The sequence below is a fragment of the Halobacteriovorax sp. GFR8 genome, assembly GCF_050955245.1.
Taxonomy (GTDB): Bacteria; Bdellovibrionota; Bacteriovoracia; order Bacteriovoracales; family Bacteriovoracaceae; genus Halobacteriovorax_A.
Map to the genome: position 1 here is coordinate 142,943 of NZ_JBPBLR010000003.1, position 20,056 is coordinate 162,998.

The 20,056-nt window shown below is 35.6% G+C and carries 19 protein-coding genes and 1 other RNA gene; 1 reads left to right on the plus strand and 19 read right to left on the minus strand.

Annotated features, from left to right (window positions below; all coding sequences use genetic code 11):
* The 13 genes from ftsA to rsmH all read right to left on the minus strand — a co-directional run bounded on the left by ftsA (position 1) and on the right by rsmH (position 14,675).
* Positions 1-1,254 carry a cell division protein FtsA gene (gene ftsA / locus ACRXC1_RS15425; RefSeq protein WP_392910950.1) on the minus strand — a complete coding sequence of 418 codons (1,254 nt, stop codon included), beginning with the start codon at positions 1,252-1,254 and terminating at the stop codon, positions 1-3.
* Between the two features lie 93 nt (positions 1,255-1,347).
* Complete coding sequence (locus tag ACRXC1_RS15430; protein WP_392910948.1) at positions 1,348-2,085, minus strand: hypothetical protein; 738 nt, start codon at positions 2,083-2,085, stop codon at positions 1,348-1,350.
* Positions 2,085-2,993 (minus strand): UDP-N-acetylmuramate dehydrogenase, encoded by a 909-nt coding sequence (gene murB, locus ACRXC1_RS15435; RefSeq protein ID WP_433660136.1) that lies wholly within the window; start codon positions 2,991-2,993, stop codon positions 2,085-2,087. Before murB ends, ACRXC1_RS15430 begins: the two co-directional genes overlap by 1 nt.
* The gene (gene murC, locus ACRXC1_RS15440) at positions 2,986-4,362 is read right to left on the minus strand and encodes a UDP-N-acetylmuramate--L-alanine ligase (RefSeq protein WP_393057001.1); all 1,377 of its coding nucleotides are present in this window, start codon (positions 4,360-4,362) and stop codon (positions 2,986-2,988) included. The genes murB and murC overlap by 8 nt, the downstream gene beginning before the upstream one ends.
* A gap of 51 nt (positions 4,363-4,413) precedes the next feature.
* Positions 4,414-5,544 (minus strand): putative lipid II flippase FtsW, encoded by a 1,131-nt coding sequence (ftsW, locus tag ACRXC1_RS15445; RefSeq protein ID WP_392910942.1) that lies wholly within the window; start codon positions 5,542-5,544, stop codon positions 4,414-4,416.
* Positions 5,545-5,606: 62 nt separating this feature from the next.
* Positions 5,607-6,074, minus strand: coding sequence for a hypothetical protein (locus ACRXC1_RS15450; RefSeq protein ID WP_392910941.1), 468 nt, complete (start codon positions 6,072-6,074; stop codon positions 5,607-5,609).
* 214 nt (positions 6,075-6,288) lie between these two features.
* The gene (gene murD / locus ACRXC1_RS15455; RefSeq protein WP_021267585.1) at positions 6,289-7,671 is read right to left on the minus strand and encodes a UDP-N-acetylmuramoyl-L-alanine--D-glutamate ligase; all 1,383 of its coding nucleotides are present in this window, start codon (positions 7,669-7,671) and stop codon (positions 6,289-6,291) included.
* 3 nt (positions 7,672-7,674) lie between these two features.
* Entirely contained in the window at positions 7,675-8,751 is a 1,077-nt protein-coding gene (gene mraY / locus ACRXC1_RS15460; protein ID WP_433660139.1) for a phospho-N-acetylmuramoyl-pentapeptide-transferase, read from the minus strand.
* Between the two features lie 25 nt (positions 8,752-8,776).
* Positions 8,777-10,087: a UDP-N-acetylmuramoyl-tripeptide--D-alanyl-D-alanine ligase gene (locus ACRXC1_RS15465; protein ID WP_433660141.1), complete on the minus strand. Its 1,311-nt coding sequence runs from the start codon at positions 10,085-10,087 to the stop codon at positions 8,777-8,779.
* A complete protein-coding gene (locus tag ACRXC1_RS15470; protein WP_433660143.1) occupies positions 10,081-11,397 on the minus strand; it encodes a Mur ligase family protein in 1,317 nt (438 codons plus the stop codon). Before ACRXC1_RS15470 ends, ACRXC1_RS15465 begins: the two co-directional genes overlap by 7 nt.
* A complete protein-coding gene (locus ACRXC1_RS15475) occupies positions 11,390-13,285 on the minus strand; it encodes a penicillin-binding transpeptidase domain-containing protein (RefSeq protein ID WP_433660145.1) in 1,896 nt (631 codons plus the stop codon). Before ACRXC1_RS15475 ends, ACRXC1_RS15470 begins: the two co-directional genes overlap by 8 nt.
* 32 nt (positions 13,286-13,317) lie before the next feature.
* Entirely contained in the window at positions 13,318-13,650 is a 333-nt protein-coding gene (locus ACRXC1_RS15480) for a septum formation initiator (protein WP_021267577.1), read from the minus strand.
* A gap of 20 nt (positions 13,651-13,670) precedes the next feature.
* Entirely contained in the window at positions 13,671-14,675 is a 1,005-nt protein-coding gene (rsmH, locus tag ACRXC1_RS15485; protein WP_392910931.1) for a 16S rRNA (cytosine(1402)-N(4))-methyltransferase RsmH, read from the minus strand.
* A gap of 145 nt (positions 14,676-14,820) precedes the next feature.
* Here rsmH and ACRXC1_RS15490 point away from each other — a divergent pair, with 145 nt between their 5' ends.
* Positions 14,821-16,047, plus strand: a complete 1,227-nt coding sequence (locus tag ACRXC1_RS15490; RefSeq protein WP_433660148.1) for an esterase/lipase family protein — start codon at positions 14,821-14,823, stop codon at positions 16,045-16,047.
* Here ACRXC1_RS15490 and ACRXC1_RS15495 read toward each other — a convergent pair.
* The 6 genes from ACRXC1_RS15495 to ffs form a co-directional block, all read right to left on the minus strand.
* Positions 16,036-16,629: a GTP-binding protein gene (locus ACRXC1_RS15495; RefSeq protein WP_392861258.1), complete on the minus strand. Its 594-nt coding sequence runs from the start codon at positions 16,627-16,629 to the stop codon at positions 16,036-16,038. The two genes, ACRXC1_RS15490 and ACRXC1_RS15495, sit on opposite strands and share 12 nt — an antisense overlap.
* Positions 16,630-16,639: 10 nt before the next feature.
* A complete protein-coding gene (locus ACRXC1_RS15500; RefSeq protein ID WP_392861259.1) occupies positions 16,640-17,131 on the minus strand; it encodes a hypothetical protein in 492 nt (163 codons plus the stop codon).
* A gap of 9 nt (positions 17,132-17,140) precedes the next feature.
* A complete protein-coding gene (gene recR, locus ACRXC1_RS15505; protein ID WP_392861261.1) occupies positions 17,141-17,734 on the minus strand; it encodes a recombination mediator RecR in 594 nt (197 codons plus the stop codon).
* A 12-nt stretch (positions 17,735-17,746) separates the two neighbouring features.
* Entirely contained in the window at positions 17,747-18,061 is a 315-nt protein-coding gene (locus tag ACRXC1_RS15510; protein WP_021267713.1) for a YbaB/EbfC family nucleoid-associated protein, read from the minus strand.
* 15 nt (positions 18,062-18,076) lie between these two features.
* Positions 18,077-19,870 carry a DNA polymerase III subunit gamma/tau gene (dnaX, locus tag ACRXC1_RS15515; RefSeq protein WP_433660152.1) on the minus strand — a complete coding sequence of 598 codons (1,794 nt, stop codon included), beginning with the start codon at positions 19,868-19,870 and terminating at the stop codon, positions 18,077-18,079.
* A 70-nt stretch (positions 19,871-19,940) separates the two neighbouring features.
* Positions 19,941-20,037: signal recognition particle sRNA small type (ffs, locus tag ACRXC1_RS15520), an RNA gene on the minus strand.
* Positions 20,038-20,056: the final 19 nt, after the last annotated feature.

The following is a 20,056-nucleotide window of genomic DNA, read 5'->3' on the forward strand; positions in this document are numbered from 1 at the left end:
TTAAAAAATTTCTCTGAATACTGATTTAATAGATCCTGATAATTTACTTACAATATCTATTTGATTAATATCTTCTTCCTCTTCCACGTCTACTTCTTTACCTTTTGAAGCTTCAAGCAGAAGACCTAAAACTGTAGAAAACTTTGGGTTTTGCATAATATTTGTCATGCCACCAAAAGCAATTGGAAAACCAATTTTAAGTGGACGCTCTAAAAGGTACTCACCAATATCTGGCATTCCTTTAATCATTGCTCCACCACCTGTAAGAACAACACCACCACTGATGTCATCTCCTAGGTTCTTTTCTTTAATAATATTTTTAATAAGATCAAATAATTCTTCAGCTCTCGCTCCAAGAACATTTGCAACTGTATTTAGTTGTACTTCTCTAGGCTTTGTTCCAGAGATACCTTGTACTGTAATGTGAGCTGATTGGTTTACCTGTTCAGGAAGAACAGAACCGTGATTAATTTTTATTCTCTCAGCTTCTGCATGTGGAATCTTAAGTGCAACTGCAAGATCATTTGTGAAGTGATTTCCACCGACAGGAATAACTTGTGTATGAACAAGGGCCCCATCTTTCCAAAGAGCAAGGTCAGTTGTCCCACCACCAATATCAACAAGCAGTGTTCCCATTTCTTTTTCTTCAGGAGATAGAACTGATTCAGAAGAAGCAATTGGTTGAAGAGTTACATTCTCAACTCTAATCCCCGTGTGCTCAACACACTTAACGAGGTTTTGAATTAATGAAATTGAACCTGTAACAATATGCACATGGGCCTCAAGACGAGTCCCACACATTCCAATAGGATTTTTAATTCCTGTTGTATTATCTACTTTATACTCTTGTGCAATAACATGAATAATTTCACGATCACTTGGCATCACTACTGCTTTAGCTGCTTCAAGTACGCGATCAACATCATCTTGTGAAATCTCGTTACCTTTAACAGCAACAACACCTGAGCTATTAAAACTATAGATATGGCTACCAGCAATCCCAATAGTTGCACTATGGATATCAACCCCGGCCATTAATCTCGCTTCTTCTAAAGAGTTATGAATTGAGCGAACTGTTTTATCGATATTTACAACACTACCTTTCTTTAAACCATGACTTGGGTGAGTACCAATACCAATGATTTCAAGCTCAGCTTTACCAGTGTTTTGATTAGAAATGTTTTGGATACCTACGATTGTGCAGACTTTAGTTGTACCAACGTCTAAACCGACAACGATGTTTTTTTCTTTCATTGAGAATCCTTTCTCTAGTTTTTTCTTACAGAATCATTCTGCTAATAAAGAAATCTAACGGCAATTTTTACCGCATATAATGAAATTTTAGAATTAGTCGTTGAACTTGACAACAACTTTTTTGGAATTTGTAATATTTATCACTGATGGAATTTTCTTTTTCTTGTTCATATAACCAATGATTTGAGTCAACTTTTCAACCTTAAGAGGCCATTCATCTTTACCCATAAAGACACTTGAAGGCTTTCCTTTTATCGAAAGAATCATTGTTAACTCTTTATCATCGCTAATAATAACTTCAGAAATTAGTTTTCTAAAAACAAGATCAAGATCTGCGATAATACGTGTGATATTTTTTTGAACTGTCTTATCCATTTCCCCTACAGGGATTGCAAGATAAGGAAGGGAATAATTTAGCTTCTTTTCTGTTCTTAGAAGAATTTCATATGTTGGATCAAATAGTTGACCATTATCAACAAGAATTGCCTCATAAGACTCCATCCCATTTTCTTTATAGATTTGAACTTTCATTAATGGAGATGGGCATTCATAGATGAAATTAAGCATTCCTTCCATCGGGTTATACTTAATCGTATAGTCTGATAGAAAATGTTTTTCTTTTAACTTATCCGCTGCAACTAAGTTCTTCATACTTCTTAAAGAACGGTTTTTTTCGAAGTCTTTTACTAATTTTAGAGTTAGTGTTCCAGCAGCACGTGAAGGACATTTACCAAAAGCCGTCTTATATTTAATCTTCTCATTTGGTTGTGATACTGCTGATGCAGAAGCACTCAAAAGAAGAAGTGAAATAATTGAAATAGCTTTTTTCATTAAATGTCTATCCTGACTTCAGGCTCAAACTTTAAACCATAGTTTAGATAAAGTTCTTCCTGTACAATTTTTATAAGTTCTTTTACATCGCTGGCCGTAGCTTTATCGAAATTCTCCATGAAGTTTCCATGAAGATTACTCACGCGTACGTCACCAACTTGTAACCCTTTCAAATTAAGTATATCAATAAATTGTCCTGCAGTGCAAGTTCGCTTATCTCCTACGATGTTTTTAAAGACACTTCCACAAGTTTTTTCCTTTAATGGTTGTGACTTATTTCTCATTAGGAGGTAGTTACGTATCTTCTCTCCAAGATTTTTATCTTGTCCTTTTGAGACAAGCTCAACCTGATAAACAATATCACCTGGTCGTAGAAAATTGTTTTGGCGGTATGAGAAGCTATCTTCAGTTGTTTCATGAAGGAACTCATTACCTTGTTTATCTATATACCAAATACGACTAACGATCTCACTAATCCAACCAAGACCTGTTCCAGCATTCATAAATACTGCTCCACCTAAGGTAGCTGGTATTCCTGTTATAACTTCCCATCGCATATTTCCAAATTTTGAAGCATGAGCAGTTAAGCTTGAAAGCTTTACAGAAGCGGGAAGAATATAGCTTTCATGATACTGATTGAAGATATGACGGTCATAATCAAAGTCTAGATTAATTATTGGATGTTCAATTCTTTCATTTAAAAGTTGATTAGCACCTAAGCCTAACACCATATAATTAAGGTTATTTTCACTAAGTGTACTTACAACTGCTTTAAGTCCATCAAGGTCCTTTACAGAAATAAAATCACCCTTAGATTGAAGTCTCATTGTCGAATACTTTGATAGATCCTTATCAACTTCGACTTCAATATTTGGAATATTAGCTAATAACTCTTTAATCTTATTCATTGCGATCGTTATCTAAAACCCATTCTCTAATGACTCGTCCAATTGATCCGGCACCTAAAGTCATAATTGTTGAATTCTTATTGGACTTAATAATTGTATCTAAGTCTTTAAGTTCAATGGTTTTAGCTAGTCCAGGATGAAGTCGATTGATATCTTCGACAAGTCTATCTGAAGTGATTCCAGGAATAGGACTTTCACTAGCTGGATAGATTGGACACATGTATAACTCATCAACATCGTTAAAGCAGTGTAAAAACTCATTCCAGCAGTCTTTTGTTCTAGAGAAACGATGTGGTTCGAAGATGGCAATTTTCTTATGGTCTCTAATTTCTTTTAATGTGTTTAGAGTTTTAGCTATCTCAGTTGGATGATGGCCATAATCATCAAGAATCTCTACATCTTCGTTCTTATACAGTAATTGAAAACGACGACCAACATTTTCAAAGCTTCTAATCGAGCTTCTAATCATATCCACTGGTACACCCATTTTATGAGCAATAGAGATTGCCCCAAGAGCATTTTGCACATTATGCTTACCAGGAAGATTAATGATAAAGCGTCCTAAATTCTCAGGACCTACGATCAGGTCAAATTCTGAACATAGATCAGACATTTTAATATCGACAGCTTGATAATCTGCTGGCTTTTCAATTCCAAAAGTAACAATTGGTTTTTTAATATGTGGAACAAGACTCATTAGTCTTTCATCATCTGCATTAAGTGAAGAGAGTCCATAGAAAGGAACTTTGTTAATAAACTCTTCAAAGCTATCCATAAGAACATCTTCACTACCGTAATGATCCATATGATCAAGGTCGATATTTGTCACAACCGACATGATTGGATTTAGCATTAGAAAAGATCCATCAGATTCATCCGCTTCCGCTACTAAGTACTCACCAGTACCAACCTTTGCATGTCCTGCAAGATTGGAAACAATACCACCGATTATATAAGTTGGTTCGTAATTACTTGCTTGTAAGATAGTCGCTAGAAAACTTGTTGTTGTCGTCTTACCGTGAGTTCCTGCAATTGCGATCCCTCTTTTAAGTCTCATAAGTTCGGCCAGCATCTCAGCTCTTCTCATAATAGGAATTTGCTTTTCACGGGCCATTTGCATTTCAGGATTTGATTCATTTACAGCAGATGAATAAACAACCACTGTCGTCTTATCAGTTATATTTTCACGCTTATGTCCAATAAAGACCTCAGCTCCTAAATCTCTTAAACGAGCAACATTGGCAGACTCACTAATATCTGAACCTGTTACCTTATATCCAAGACTCAGTAGAATTTCGGCGATACCACTCATCCCTATTCCACCAATACCAATAAAATGCACGCTAATATTTTGAATATTAATATTCATACTTGTTCCTTTTCACAAGATTACTTCTTCTAAATTTAGCGCATATATTGGCTATTGTTGAGAAAAAAACGGTTTCTGGCCTGACATCGCTTGTTGACGTGACACACAAGAGAAGATTACACCGATGGCAATTAGATTACTCATAAGTGATGATCCACCATAACTAACGAATGGAAGGTTAAGTCCCTTTGTTGGAAGTAATCCAAGAACAACCCCCATATTTAAACAAGCTTGAACGCCAATAATGAAAATAATGGACATGACCATTTTTTTAGCTATATCGTCTTTTAAAGAAAGAGCTAACTTAAATCCAATATGAGTGAATGCCATAAAGAGAACAACAAATGCGAGAACACCTAGAAAACCAAACTCTTCGCCAATAACAGAAAAGATGAAGTCGTTATGGGCCTCAGGAAGAAAGAATAACTTTTCTAAACTATTACCAATTCCTTTTCCAAAGAAACCACCATTAGCAAAACCAATCCACGACTGAATAACCTGAAAACCACTTCCTCTTGGGTTTGCCCACGGATCTAAAAATGCCATAAGCCTTTTCACGCGATAAGGTTGAGCAACAAGTATAAGAGATGAAAGAATTGTTCCAACGACTCCCATGATATAGAAGTACTTGCGATTAAAATTAGAAATAAAACAAGTAAAACCCATGCCTAGAGCACAAATAAAGAATGTTCCAAAGTCTGGTTGTAAAAGTAAGAGTAGAAGGACTAATCCAATATTGGCCGCATACTTTAAACGATTTTTAAGATTTAATTTTTCATAATTTTCAAAAAAGAAAAGTGACATCATAAGTATCGTATACTTTGCAAGTTCTCCTGGTTGTAATGAACCGAATCCTAAATTAATCCAACGATTGGCACCCTTAGCTACAACACCTAATCCAGGAATAAATGTAAGAACTAAAAGGAAGGCCACGACGAGATTTAAGTGAAATGAGAACTTTATCCAAAACTGATACTTTGTCTTTGCCACAACATAGGCCATCCCCACACCAATCAGAGCAAAAAGAATTTGTCTTGAGAAGAAGTGAAGACTTGTTCCGTAAACTTCTTTTGAAAACATATAGGATGAAGAGTAAACCATGACGATACCAACACCAACAATAATTGATGTGATAATTAAAAAGAGTTTTCCAAAACGATCCGTGTTTTCAATAGAGTTCATATATTAATCATATATGAAGATTGTATTCGATGCATTAGAAATATAGGAAACTGCGCGTCAGGCTATTTGATATACATTTGCGCAAAATGCCTAATTGGATCAATTCCTCTTTCATCAAAACATGTGTAGGCATTGAAAGGGTCTAGTCCTTCTTTTTGAATTATATTTAAAACACAATTCTTCTCTTTTTCATTTTGCACCAAGGCCGCCACTGTCACATGAAAGCTATTCACACTACTTTGAAAGTATTTGGCAACTTCGTGAATACTCGCCAAAGTTTCAGCACTCTTTACATAAGTACACGCATTAAACTCCACCAGAGAGATCGCTCTTCGATTGTCTAAGACTTCAGTTAAACATTGAAACTGATACTTAGTCGTAATTTGTGTGCATTGTTTTTTAAAACGAAATTGATTGTATTTTGAAAGTCGCTTGTCCACGAGGTTTTGACAGACTTTCACATAATCTTGATCAGCTTTAATTTGAGTAGAAAAAATAGAAACAAAAATAAAAAATAACAGAACCTTCATGACGAGATCATATGACTTAAAACTTGTTCTGTATTAGGCATAAAAAAAATGCCTGCATAATGCAGGCATTTCTATAATTATTATTTCAATAAATTATAATTGGTATACAAGCTTCTTGAACATCCTGCGATCAAAACAATCCAGTGGATTGTTTTGGCGCTGAAATGGATGTGACTTAAGGGCAGCTAGCGAAGCGCGGCTGACCGGCACAACACTAAAGTTGGTAAACTAGTTTCTTGAAGTAATTCCCACGCTCTTCGTAATCTCTAAAGAAATCCGTTGCAGGGTTACCTGGTGAAAGAATAATCGTATCACCAGTTCTCGACTTTTGATAAGCAAAGAGAACAGACTCTTCAAATGATCCAACAATGAAAGTTTGTGGATGCTCACCAAGTGCACGGTTCATTCTTTCTTTTGCTTCACCAACAAGAACGATGATTCTTGTTGTTTGAATTAGCTCATCAGTAAATGCTTCATACTCAAGATCTTCGATATCTTTTCCACCAGCAATTAAGATAACAGGAGTTTTAAACGCCTTAGTTGTCTCCACTAGTGTTCTCATATCTGTTGCTTTAGAGTCGTTATAGAAAGAAACACCATTCTTTTCCATTAAGAATTCAATACGGTGTGGAATTCCAGGGAATTTCGTTACACATGTTTGAATTGCTTCATCAGAAAGATCTAGTGCCTTACAAGCAGTGATTGCTGCTAGTAAGTTTTCACGGTTATTTTGACCAATGATTCTCATCTTCTTAACAACAAACTCTGAGTGGTAGTTGATATTTGAATGGATACGACGATCGTGGAAGTGTGTTCCTTGAATCTCTTCCATTACACCAAGCTTAACGAATGATCTTCTTGAGTACCAATAAGTCTGGCAATTTGCATTTCTAAAGAAGCTATTATTTGCAAGTTTGTCGAAGTTTACAATTAAAGTGTCATCAGGAGATAGTGTCTTGATGATACTTAGTTTTGTTTCCATATACTCACCCATTGACGTGAATTGTCCTTGTGGATAAGTATCTGCGATATCTGTAAAGACAACCATTTTTGGGTGGAAGTCAGTTAGACGTCTCATTTGAACAGCTGAAACCTCTACAACAACGTAGTCGATTTCATCTTTATTTGGCAGCATTGAATATTCGATAAATGGACTTTCACTTGTTCCACCAACAAATACATTCTTACCATCTTGTCTTAGAGTAAACCCAATCATGTGTGCTACAGTTGTGCGACCGTGTGATCCACAAACAGCAATAATAGGCTTACGACATAGCTTATTTCCAAGAGCGAATTCAGAATAAACTTCTTTCCCCTCTCTTCTTGCTAATTCTAGTTGAGGCATATTTGGATCAACAGAACCTGAATAAACAACAACATCAGCATTGATGAAGTCATCATCTAAGTGTTCACCAAAAGTCATTTCAACTGCAGGTTTAATCTTACGTAGTTTCTTTACAGCTTTATTAAGATCAAAAATCGGTTTGATATCTGTTACACGAATATTACAGTCAAGACGATTAAAGAAATTTATGAGTCTGAAACCAGTCTTTCCAATACCAACGATCAGGATATTCTTGTTTCTAAATCTCTCCATTCTCTACCTCATTTTTAATGTTGCGATCGCTAGAATCGCTAAAAATATACTTATAATCCAAAATCTAACAATTACTTTAGGCTCGGCCCATCCCAATAGCTCAAAGTGATGATGTATTGGGGCCATTTTAAATATTCTCTTCTTACGAGTTTTGTAAGAAGCAACTTGTAAGATCACCGAAACTGCCTCGGCAACAAAAACACCACCAATAATAACAAAAAGTAATTCACTTCTTGTTAGTACCGCCATTGTTCCTAGTGTACCACCTAAGGCAAGGGACCCCACGTCACCCATAAAAATCTGAGCAGGGTATGTGTTATACCACAAAAATCCAACGCCTGCACCGACGATTGCAGCACCAATGACAGCTAATTCTCCAACATTTTCAACATATGGCACAAAAAGGTATGACGCGATCTCTCTGTGACCAGTTGCATAAGCAATAAATCCAAGTGTTGCAGCAGATGTAATGATTGGACCAATAGCTAGGCCATCTAATCCATCTGTTAAATTAACAGCATTACTAGAGCCAACAATAACGATAGCTCCGAATATTATAAAGAAGCTCATCAGGTTAAAAACTGGTCCTTTTACAAAAGGGACAAATAATTGAGTGTCGATAACATTGAAGTGAACCATGGCAAAGACAGCAATTAGGGCAGTTGCAAACTGCCACACAAGCTTACCTTTGGCCGAAACACCTTTTGTATTTCCTTTAGAGATCTTTGCATAGTCGTCGATAAAGCCGAGTACAAAGTAGGATGCGGTTACACCACAGGTAATGAGAACTGGAATTGAATTAAAGTTTCCAGTTATTAACAGTGTTAATAAGATTGTCCCCAAAATAAAAACACCACCCATTGTAGGTGTCCCTGCTTTTTTTAAGTGAGACTCTGGCCCGTCATCACGTATTACTTGGCCAAACTGCTTGCGCTGCATGAAACCAATAAAATACTTACCCCAAATAATTGAGATAACTGTTGCAAGCAAGAAGGCCACAACTGTTCTAAATGTGATGTATTTAAAAATATTAAAAGCAAAGAATTCATCCCTTAGGGGATAGAGGAAATGATACAGCATGTAATCACCTAGTTTTTAAATTATATTACATAGTTATATCTATTAGCCTCTCTAGTTGTAAAGAACGAGAAGCTTTTAAAAAGATATAATCATACGAATTTAATACTACTGGCCAATTTGAGATAAAATCATCAAGATTTGCATAAGTTTGAGACGCGCCGCCAAAGTTGTTTTTATAAAATTTAGCAAAGCGGCCAATGAAGACTGAGTTTTTAATGCCTAGTTCGTTTAGTAAGTCCGCAATGGCCTCATGATGTTCTTGGGTCTTATCACCTAATTCATTCATGTCACCAATAATGAAGATAACTTTCTTTGTATCTGGAACTTGCTTGGCAAACTCTCTAATTGCAAGCCTCATTGAAGTTGGGTTTGCATTGTAGGCATCTAAATATATTTTTGAATCATTAACATTAATCCACTGGGCCCTTTTATTTTCAGGAAGTCTTAGTATTTTTAACTCGTGAAATAAACTCAGCGAAAAAATATTTTCTAAGACAAAACATGAAGCTTGAACATTCCAGCGATTATAAGACTCTTTAATAAAATCACTTTCAAACTCGTAAACATTTTTCTTGCTTACAGGAACAATTTTATCTGTAACTTCTAAAGTTGCTAACTTCTCGTCTTCCATATTTAAAAAGAATTTCTTTCCATGGTCTTTAACCCAACGATAAAGTGCAGACTTTTCTTTTAGAACGCCATTAAGATCGATGAGAAATTCAGTATGAGCATGGCCAATATTTGTAATATATCCATAATCAGGCTGTGCAATTTCACAAAGCACTTCGATTTCACCAAAGTGGTTAGTTCCCATCTCAATAATCGCAAATTTATGCTCATCCTTAATTGAGAAGATAGTTAATGGGACCCCAATATGATTATTGAGATTACCTTGTGTACAAATAACTGCTTCATGAAGAAAAGATTTTGCTAATGAGAACAGCATCTCTTTTGTCGTTGTCTTTCCATTTGAGCCTGTAAGTCCAAAAACAAAACCACCATGATTCTTCCACTCAATAATTCGAAACTTAGCGGCCTCTTGCAAGAACGAAAGGCTATCTTCAACTAAAAAGAAACAAAGCTCTGTATTCTTTTCAATGAGAGTTCTGATCTCCTCTTCTCTTTCTTTAGAATGAGTTAGAACAATTGCTTTTGCACCATTCTTTATTGCATCTGGAATAAAGCTATAAGCATCAAAGCGCTCGCCTTTTAGGGCAACAAATGTATTCTTATCATCAGACATACGAGAATCTGTAGATAGTAAAATATCAATATCTAGATCCTTACCAATCCTTTTTATAAGACCTGAAACTTTATTTAAATCAGAAATTAACATGATTCCCCTAATGCACTCTTTACTTCTTCAATATCACTAAAGTGGTATTTCACACCATTAATATCTTGATATTCTTCGTGTCCTTTTCCTGCAATAATCACAGCAGTAGGACGTTCATATTCTTTCACATAAGTATGAATTGCTTCCTTGCGATCGACGATAATATCAACGACTTCATTATTACCTTCAAGAATATCTTTGATAATCTCATTCGGATCTTCAGTTCTTGGATTGTCACTTGTTACAACAACCTTATCACTAAATTCCAATGCAGCCGAAAGCATCTTTGGACGCTTTGTACGGTCGCGATCACCTCCGCAACCAAAGATTGTAATAATGTCATAAGAATCAAAATGTTTCTTAGTTTCACGACAAATATTTACAATTGCATCAGGAGTATGAGCATAATCCACAATGAATACACTATCGCCCTTTCTAAAAAGATTAAATCTTCCCTTAGGTAAAGATAGCTTTATTTTTCTATTTAATTTTAAACTAGATGCCCTATCACAAAGAGCGAATGCTAATTCCAAGTTATCGACATTGTAGCTCAGGTTAAATTCTTCACCATAAATATTTTCAACTGAAGAAGCTATGTCAAAATTTAGCTTAGACTTGAATTCAATTTCTTGTGAACGTGGAATAATAAAATTAGATTCACTATAATTTGCAAGTTTTGCTTTAGCATTAAAATAGGACTCCATCGTTCCATGATAATCAAGATGATCTTGAGTGAAATTTGTCCATCCTATTGAATCAAACTTCATTTTCTTTACTCTCTCCTGCTCTAGTGCATGAGAGCTTACTTCAAGACAGAAGTAATTAATATCTTTAAGCTTAAAAATGATTCTTCTTAAATCAATAAAAGATGGAGTCGTCGCAGATAGACTTTCCATGACTTCACTCTCACCTTTGATCACACCAACGGTACCAATACTACATGCGCTTAAGCCGTTAGCATTAAGGATAAGCTGACAAAGATGTGCGACAGACGACTTTCCGTTGGTACCTGTAATTCCAATTAACTTTACTTCACGATTAACTGGATACAGCTCCTCAACTAACTCTTCTTGTAATTTATAAAAATCACACTCGTCCACAACTAGTGAATCAATGTCTGCAACTCTACGATTCGTAATAACCAGCCCAGCACTACCTTTTTCATAGCGTTGGCGAAATAACTCAACTGCTTTTACATTGTCATGTATACGATAAAAAGCGATATCACATGGTTTCGCTTGATCTAAATTTGCCGTAAGATCAGTAAGACCTTCCAAAAGGATATTGTATTTATTAATTAAATTATTCATATGTAGGTGGAGCGTATTTTAGTTTTACGACAACATCGCCATCACGATTACTACCAGCTTCTGGAGTTTGTTCTTGAACAACACCGACCCCAACATGACTTAGATCGATATCTAATTTTTGAGCAAGTGCCATTGCTGATTTTTTATCTAAGCCTACAAAGTTAGGAACTGAACCTCTACCTGTATAGCGCTTAGCAGACTGAACTCTTTTTACTGAGTCAAAGGCCATATCGTTCTTATAAGTCTCATTTTCAGCAAGGCCTTCGAATTCTTTATTCTTATAAAGAAGGTATTCTGTCACTTTTCTAAAAACAGGACCTGCAACTGAGTTCCCATAGTAAGACTTACCTCGTGCAGGTTTATCAACATAAGAGTAAACAACAAATTTCTTCTTAACGCCAACAGGGAAACCTAGGAACCCAGGAATATAACCAGTATAGCGTCCATTACTATCCGCTCTTTGTGCTGTTGAGGTTTTAGCAGCAATCTTAAAATAAGGAATTCTTGCTTTTCTTGCCGTACCACGCTCAACAGTATTTATCATCATCTCAGTGATTGATTTAGCAACATCAGTAGGAATAACTCTTTTTGATTTTACTTTCTTTGGATCATCAACTTTTAAGATTGTTGGTTGTACATAAACACCATCATTCGAGATTGCAGCAAAGGCCGCAAGCATCTGAATCCCTGTTGTTGCAACACCTTGACCAAAGCTGATATTACTTAAAGAAAGTGGAGATACATTCTTATCATCAGTAAAGATCCCACGAGATTCAGCAGGTAGCTCAATTCCTGTTTTCTCACCGATCTTGAAATCATTTAGTGTCTTCTTAAGTTTTGGAAAAGTTAAATCAAATGCAATTTTTGTTGTTCCAATATTTGAAGAGTACATAAGAATCTCTTCAACAGATAACCACTCAAATTTCTTTCTCGATTCAGCTTCCTTAATAATATGATCTTCAACCTTTAGACGGCCTTGTTCACAATAATAATTTGTATCAGGTCGTACAACTTTATTCTCTAGCGCTGATGCAAGTGTTAAAACCTTCAGAGTTGAGCCTGGCTCAAATGGGTCACTAATAAAGGCAAGCTTGCGATCACTTCCTTTTGAGTCACTCACATCATTAGGGTCGAATGTAGGATAATTTGCCATTGCAATAATTTCACCGGTCTCAGCATCCATAACGCCAACACCACCTCGTTTTGCATCAACTCTTTCAACGGCTTCTTTAATGGCCTTTTCAGCTACTGCTTGAACTTCCTTATCAATTGAAAGATAGACATCGTTTGCTCTTTCTGTAGGAATATTTTGGCTAACGTATCTTACAGGGCGACCTTTATTATCTTTAAAGTACTTAATAATTTGAGGCTCACCTCTAAGTTCTTTATCAAAACGATGCTCAATACCGGCCAGCCCATTATTATCGAGTCCAACAAACCCTAAGGTTTGTGCAGCAAGCTCGTGATTTGGATAAATACGCTTCGGAATTTCTTCAATATAAATTCCCTTAAGCTTTTTAATCTGTGCAACTTGTTCTTCTGTAAGCTTTGACTTTCTAGTAATCCAAGTAAAACGATTTCGCTCTAGCGCCTTCTTTGCGATACCATCGAGTTCCATCTCAGGAAGGATTGCCTTAAGTTTTTCATAAACTTTTTTATCTGAGATATTCTTTGGAATAGTAAAGATTGAGTAGGTTCTAATATTAATAGCAAGAGGGTTTCCATTGCGATCATAAATATGGCCACGTCTTGGAAAGACTTTTCTTTCTCTAAAGAATTGTTTTTTTGATTGTGATAATAAATGTCCACGATCAACAACTTGGATACGAAATGCTTTTACAAGAATTGCAACAAAAGCAATTGTAAAAATTGCGTATATAACTTTCAATCTGTTTTTTAAATTATTATCACTCACTACACTTACTTCTTAGCTGGAACAACAATGATTTGATGTTGCTTCGGCTGTGCTAAGTTATAATTACGGGCCATCTTTCTCAAATTAGATACAGACAGAAGTCTAGCTTTTTTAGCTTTTAACTCTTTTCCCTCAACTTTAATTCTCTCTACTTCTTTTTTAACTGTTGCGATCTCATAATTCAGCTCAATCCCTTTCATTCTAAAAAGTACGAATAAAACTGTAATCACAACTAGACTAAGAACAATTGGTAAGCCTTGTGAACTAAGAACAACTCCCTTGATCTTATTTCCAATACCTTCCTTCTTAGATTTTGTTCGACTCATCCTTGAGGCCATTTAACAATCTCCTATTGTTATTAATTTTCAATCTTTGAAAATTTCTCGTATTTATTTTTTGATTTCTTACTTACAACACGCTTAAGCACTCTTAATTTTGCACTTCTTGAGCGAGAGTTTTCAGCAATCTCCTCATCACTTGGAATAATTGGCTTTTTAACTTCATTTTCAAAAAGCATCTCACCAAGTCCATTTTTTTCATAATCTTTAAAAAGCTTCTTCACAATTCTATCTTCTAAAGAATGAAAGCTTATAATTAATATTCTACCACCAATCTTTAATAATGGTAGCACCTGATTAATTACGTCAGTTATTACATCCAACTCGCGATTAACTTCTATACGAAGTGCTTGGAAGCATTTTGTCGCAGGATGAATGCGACCAAATTGTAATTTTTTTGGATAACAATCTTTTATCAATTCTGCTAATTGAAAAGTTGTATTAATCGGGCCATTTTTATCTCTTTCAAGAACTATTCGCTCAGCGATTCTCCATGCAAATTTTTCTTCGCCGTAATCCCTAAAGAGATTGGCCAGATCCTGTGCAGAATAACGATTAATAATATCCTTGGCCGTTTGAATATTGTCATTATCGTAGTCCATACGCATATCGAGCGGCGCATCAACACGAAATGAAAATCCACGTGAGCCTTCATCGAAGTGATGAGAAGAAACCCCTAAATCAAGAAGAACTCCATTAAGCCCTCCGTTTGCTTCCACAAGATCAGCATGATTACCCATGACAATATCTTTAAAGTGACAAAAGTTAGAGTCATGTAAGAAGAGTCTATCTTCAACACCATTTTTCTTAATAAGTTCACGGCCATTCTTTAAAGCATCGGGGTCTTGGTCAAATGAAATAAGCTTGGCCTTCTCCTCTCTTTTAACAATCGCCAAAGAGTGACCACCGGCCCCAAACGTACAGTCTGCAAAAAGTAACTGATCATGTTCTTCACTATCTAAATAAAGATAATCGAGACATTCTTTCTTTAAGACGGAATAGTGCTCTTTATATTCTTCAACCATTAAATAACCTTATTTTATAAGTAGTTAGCAGTTACAAATTTAACGTAATAAAAGTGAACAAACTTTTAAAATCTTTCATTCATTTGACTTGTATACACTACCAATGCCAAAATTTTACATCTAGCGCAAGGAATTTAAAAGTACTATGAGAGATACTGATTTAATTTTAAATAAATATATTGAATCAAAAGTTTTAGATTTTAAGAATCGTGTTAACGCTTATAGCGCGAGGAAGAATTATTCTAAATCTTTTTTAAACTCTGCTAAAGAATTAACCAAGTCTGACTTAGTTGAAAGATTCAATTTAGTTAAGAATAATCTTTCTCCAAATGAAGCGATTAAACTAATGCGAAACCTTGTTACATCGAGTGCTTGGATCAGCTTTTCTTCAGCTCGCTATATACATTCTCTTACAAACTTTAAAAGCTTCGATAATAAATTCGACTTTGATAAGGTCAACTATCGATTCTTCAATGACCTCAAGGCCCGCAGACCAATCGACCTCCCTGATGATGAAATCTTTAGGATCATCTATAACGAAGTTGAATATGCTAAGTACCATCCAAATTACATTTCAAACTTAGAAGAGCCAAAAACAGATATTACAATTGTCTTAATTCCAGGTGTTTTCAATGAGTTATTTTCAACACCTTCGTTTGAACGCGCCTGCCAACATCTAAAATCAAAATATAATATTAAGTATTACACGCCCGAAGTTAATGGTTTTGATAATTGCTTAAAGAACGCAAAATCACTTCGTGAACAAATTGCTAAATATGTAAGTGATCATCCAGCAGAGAAGCTATGGTTAATTGCATTCTCTAAAGGTGGTCTGGACTCACTCCATTACTTAACTGATTATAGTGAAGAACAAGATGCCATTGTTGGCCTTTCAACAATTGCTTCCCCTATTCTTGGCTCTAATTCGTTTAATAAGAAATTTATTAAAACCCTAAATCTCATACATAATTTTTCTGACTCAAAACTTTATCAATTAATTGATGGCAAGAAAGATATCCTAGCTAAAGAAATGCAAAAGTCACTTTCTTCGACTTTTCGCAGGCCTTGGATGAGAAATAATCACGATAAGCTTAATCAAAACCTTTTCTATACTTCGATAGGGTTTTCATCGAAATGGTATGAGAGTCATCTCTGGATGATTCTTATGAAGATGTTTATAAGAAGCAAGAAGGATAATGATGGAGTTGTTGATACTGAAAGCTCATTATTCCCATACTATTTTGAAAGAGGCATCAAGCTTGGTATTTTAGATGGCCATCACCTTATTGGAAGAAGATCTTCTTTCTACTGCCAAGAAGCTTTGATTGAGGCCCATATTCATTACCTGAAGTATAAAGGGCTACTCTTTTAAGCCGCCCTTTAAATTCATCAGTACTAATTTTGACATTGTTTTAAGAGTTTCAAATACTCCAATACCTTTAACAGCGACAGCATCAAAGGCCGGCCTTTCATCGGCATTAAGTGTTTGATTCATATCCTCAACAGGTGTGACATTTGGAAGATCTCTTTTATTCCATTGAAATACAATCGGAATCTGATCAATATCGTAACCTTGTTCAGTAAGGTTTGCTTCAAGGCTTTTAAGTGATTCAATATTAGCTTCCATTCTCTCAAGTTGAGAATCGGCCACAAAGATTACACCATCAACTCCGCGCAAGATTAGCTTGCGAGATGACTCGTAAAAAACTTGCCCTGGAACTGTATATAAGTGAAAGCGAGTTTTAAAGCCTCTAATTTCACCTAGATCAAGAGGTAAGAAATCAAAGAAAATTGTTCTTTCATTTTCTGAGTCGAGAGAAACCATCTCTCCTTTATTTCCACCAGCAGTTTTCTGATAAATATATTGGATATTCGTTGTTTTACCACCAAGACCTGGTCCGTAATAAACGATCTTACAATTAATTTCCTTCGTATTGTAATTTACAAAAGACATGTGGCCCCCGTTATCCTAAAACGCCTGCAAAGAGGTCATCGACTTCGTTATCACTTATATCATCGAATAGAAATACCTCGTTTGGATCACTATCCCCTGATAAATGTGCTTCAATAAATTCTGGAAGCTTTGATTCAATACTTCTAATTCTTGCCTTTAGTTTTGCCGGATTATCCACATCAAAATAGATAAGACTTAGATAGATATCATCAAAGAAACCTGAGAGCTTTGTAATATAAATCCCTTTTGAAGAAGTTGCATAGTTGAATCTAAATTCATCTTGCGTTTCCTCTGGGATAAATTGAGAAAGAACCGAACTTGCCTGCCAAACACCAGCAATAAGGGCACCAGCAGTATCACTATCGAAATCAGTTTCAACACTTTTAAATGAATACAGTGGAATTCCGTCCTGACGACAAACAATTAAACCACTATTTACTAGAGAATCTAATCCACTATACTCTCTAAAAAACTCTTGAATAACGACTTCGATGTTATCCATAAACCTTCCTTACATTTTGGTTTTATTTTCTAATGCCTTAGATATAGTCATTGTATCTAAGTAATCGAGATTCCCACCCATAGGAATCCCAAAGCCAATTCGATCAACATTAACTTCATCTGAAAGAACTGATTTGATATAACTACAAGTCGCATCACCCTCAACAGACGGACCAATAGCTAAGATAACGGACTTAATACCAAGTTCATCAACACGCTTTTTAAGCTTATCAATATTTAACTCTGCTGGACCAACACCCAAAAGTGGATTAAGTACTCCACCTAGAACATGATATAGTCCTCTATATTGGCCACTTCTTTCAATGGCCATGTAATCAGTGATAGACTCCACAATACAAATCTCAGTTGATTCTTTACGATGAATATCACTACAAACAGCACAGATATCTTCATCAGCAAAGACACCACATTGATTACATTTTTTCAATTCTGCTAATTCATTTAAAGCAACAGCAAAGTCTCCTAATTCTTCCTTAGTCCACTTTGCTAAGCTAAGAACGTGTCTTAGTGCACTCTTTTCTCCAATGCCAGGCACTTTAGAGAATGAATCAACAAGATTATTAATTCTTTCAGGTAGTTTCATTAAGTTTAAGCCTTAGAAAAGTCCTGGAATATTTAGTCCACCAGTAACCTTGCTCATCGCATTTGAAACCATATCTTGTGATTCTTTGATTGCTTGATTAACTGCTGTTAAAACAAGATCTTCAAGAGTTTCAACATCATTTGGATCTACTGCTTCAGGATCAATCGTGATAGCTTGAATTTCTTGCTTACCAGTGATTTTAATTTTGATAGCACCACCACCTGAAGAAACTTCTAGCTCACGCTTTTCAAGCTCTTTTTGAAGTGTGCTAATTTTTTGCTGCATTTGTTGCGCCTGTTTCATTAGGCCTTGCATTCCCTTTGCCATTTTATTCTCCAATTTTTATTCATCTTCATTTAAGATAATTTTATCAATCTTAGAGTTAAATATTGAACTGGCCAATTGAAGCATTTCATCACCTTCAATTTCCTTCCTTTGATTTTGTTTTTCAATATTTTCATTCTCTATATTAATTTCAAATTTAGATTTAAAGTCTGTTTCTTCAGCTTTCTTCTTTTCAACTAGCTCTATTGATAAATCAATCTCTTGCACTTGAAAATATTTTCTAAGGTGTTCTCTTACCTTTTCAAGTGTCTCTTGATTATTCATATGATCAAAGAAAACTTTTGCACCAGTAGGATAGCCGATAAGAAGGGATACCTTATCCATCTGAACAACTAGATCACCAATTAAATTCCCTTGCTCCATATTTGCACCCATTACAGGTGAAGTTTTTGACAAGAACTGAAGAAAACCATCCCAAGACTTAGGGCCCTCAATAACAACTTCCTCTTCAATTGATTCAGTTTGAATTGACTCAACCTCTTGAATTTCTTCACGAGATTCTTCCTGTGGTTCTATAGGATCATCAAAAATAATTTTATGAGGCTTTACGACTTCCTCTTGTATAACTTCCTCAACTTGAATTTCAACTTCAGGCTTAGGAGTCGGAATAGATTGTGGTTGAACTTCTTTAGTAGCTACTTCTTCAGTCTCGGCCACAACTTGGGCCTTAGGCTTTCCCGCGCTATCCTCCACTTGAGTGTCTGCAATTATCTGATGTCTTAATGCTACCTTTCTCATTGCTAAGAGTGTTGCATCAGTTGGAATAATTGACTCAAGCGTCCACGTAAAGTCTTTTGCGAGTGTTTCATATACCCAGTAAAGTTCTGCTCGTGTTGTACGATCAAATATATCACCGTCCACTTTCGAAAGAACTCTCGACTTATCGTTAAAATCTTTTGCAATAACAATTGAAAATAGATTTTCAAGTAAAGACTTTACAATATTTTGTAGGGAGATATTTTGTGAAATTAGAGCATTAAAAGTATTTGTCAGCTCTTCAATATTTTCAGAAAGTGTAGAGTCAATTAATGTTTTAATTGAGCTAAGCTTTGCAATACCAAGGGCCTGAGCAAAGATATCCTCTGAAATATCTTGTCCAAACGAAAAACTTAAAACCTGATCAAATAAAGAAAGTGTATCTCTAAAAGATCCATTACCTAGCTTAGCTAGAGTTTCAATTAACTCTGAATTAGCAAAAGTAATATTTTCAAGTTGTGCTATGTGAATAATATGAGACTTAAGCTCTTCAACCGTTGCATTAACAAAGTCGAAACGCTGACATCTTGAAAGAACTGTACCAAGAAGTTTTTCAGGCTCAGTTGTCGCCATTAAAAATACGGCATGTTCTGGTGGTTCTTCTAATGTTTTTAAAAGGGCATTGAAGGCACTGTTAGAAAGCATGTGAACTTCATCAATAATATAAACTTTGTACTTTCCACTGGATGGTAGATAAGAGATATTGCTAATCAGCTCTCTTACATCATCAACACTATTATTAGATGCACCATCGATTTCAACGACATTCATCGAAGCCGCAGAATCAAAGTCTTGGCAAGCACTACATTCACCACATGGGTTTTGATTCTCATCACGAGTTTCACATCTTAGTGCTTTAGCAAAAATCCTTGCTATCGTTGTCTTACCAATTCCACGTGTACCAGAAAAGATATAGGCATGACCTAATCGATCATCTCTCAGAGAGTTAACTAAAGTTTTAACGATATGTTCCTGCCCAACAAAATCTTGAAATTTTGCAGGACGATATTTTCTGGCCAAGACCTGATATGACATTAAGCACCATCACTTTATATGATTTAAAAATTTTACTTGTTAACTATAGGAAAAATTATAGGTATTGGAAAGGGGCAGCCGATACAAACACAATGCAACAAAGGTTACCGTTGCTTCGTTCCCGACCTGGCGGAGTTAGCCCCGCTACATTTGTCTGACCGGCTACCGAACATGAATATAATATTT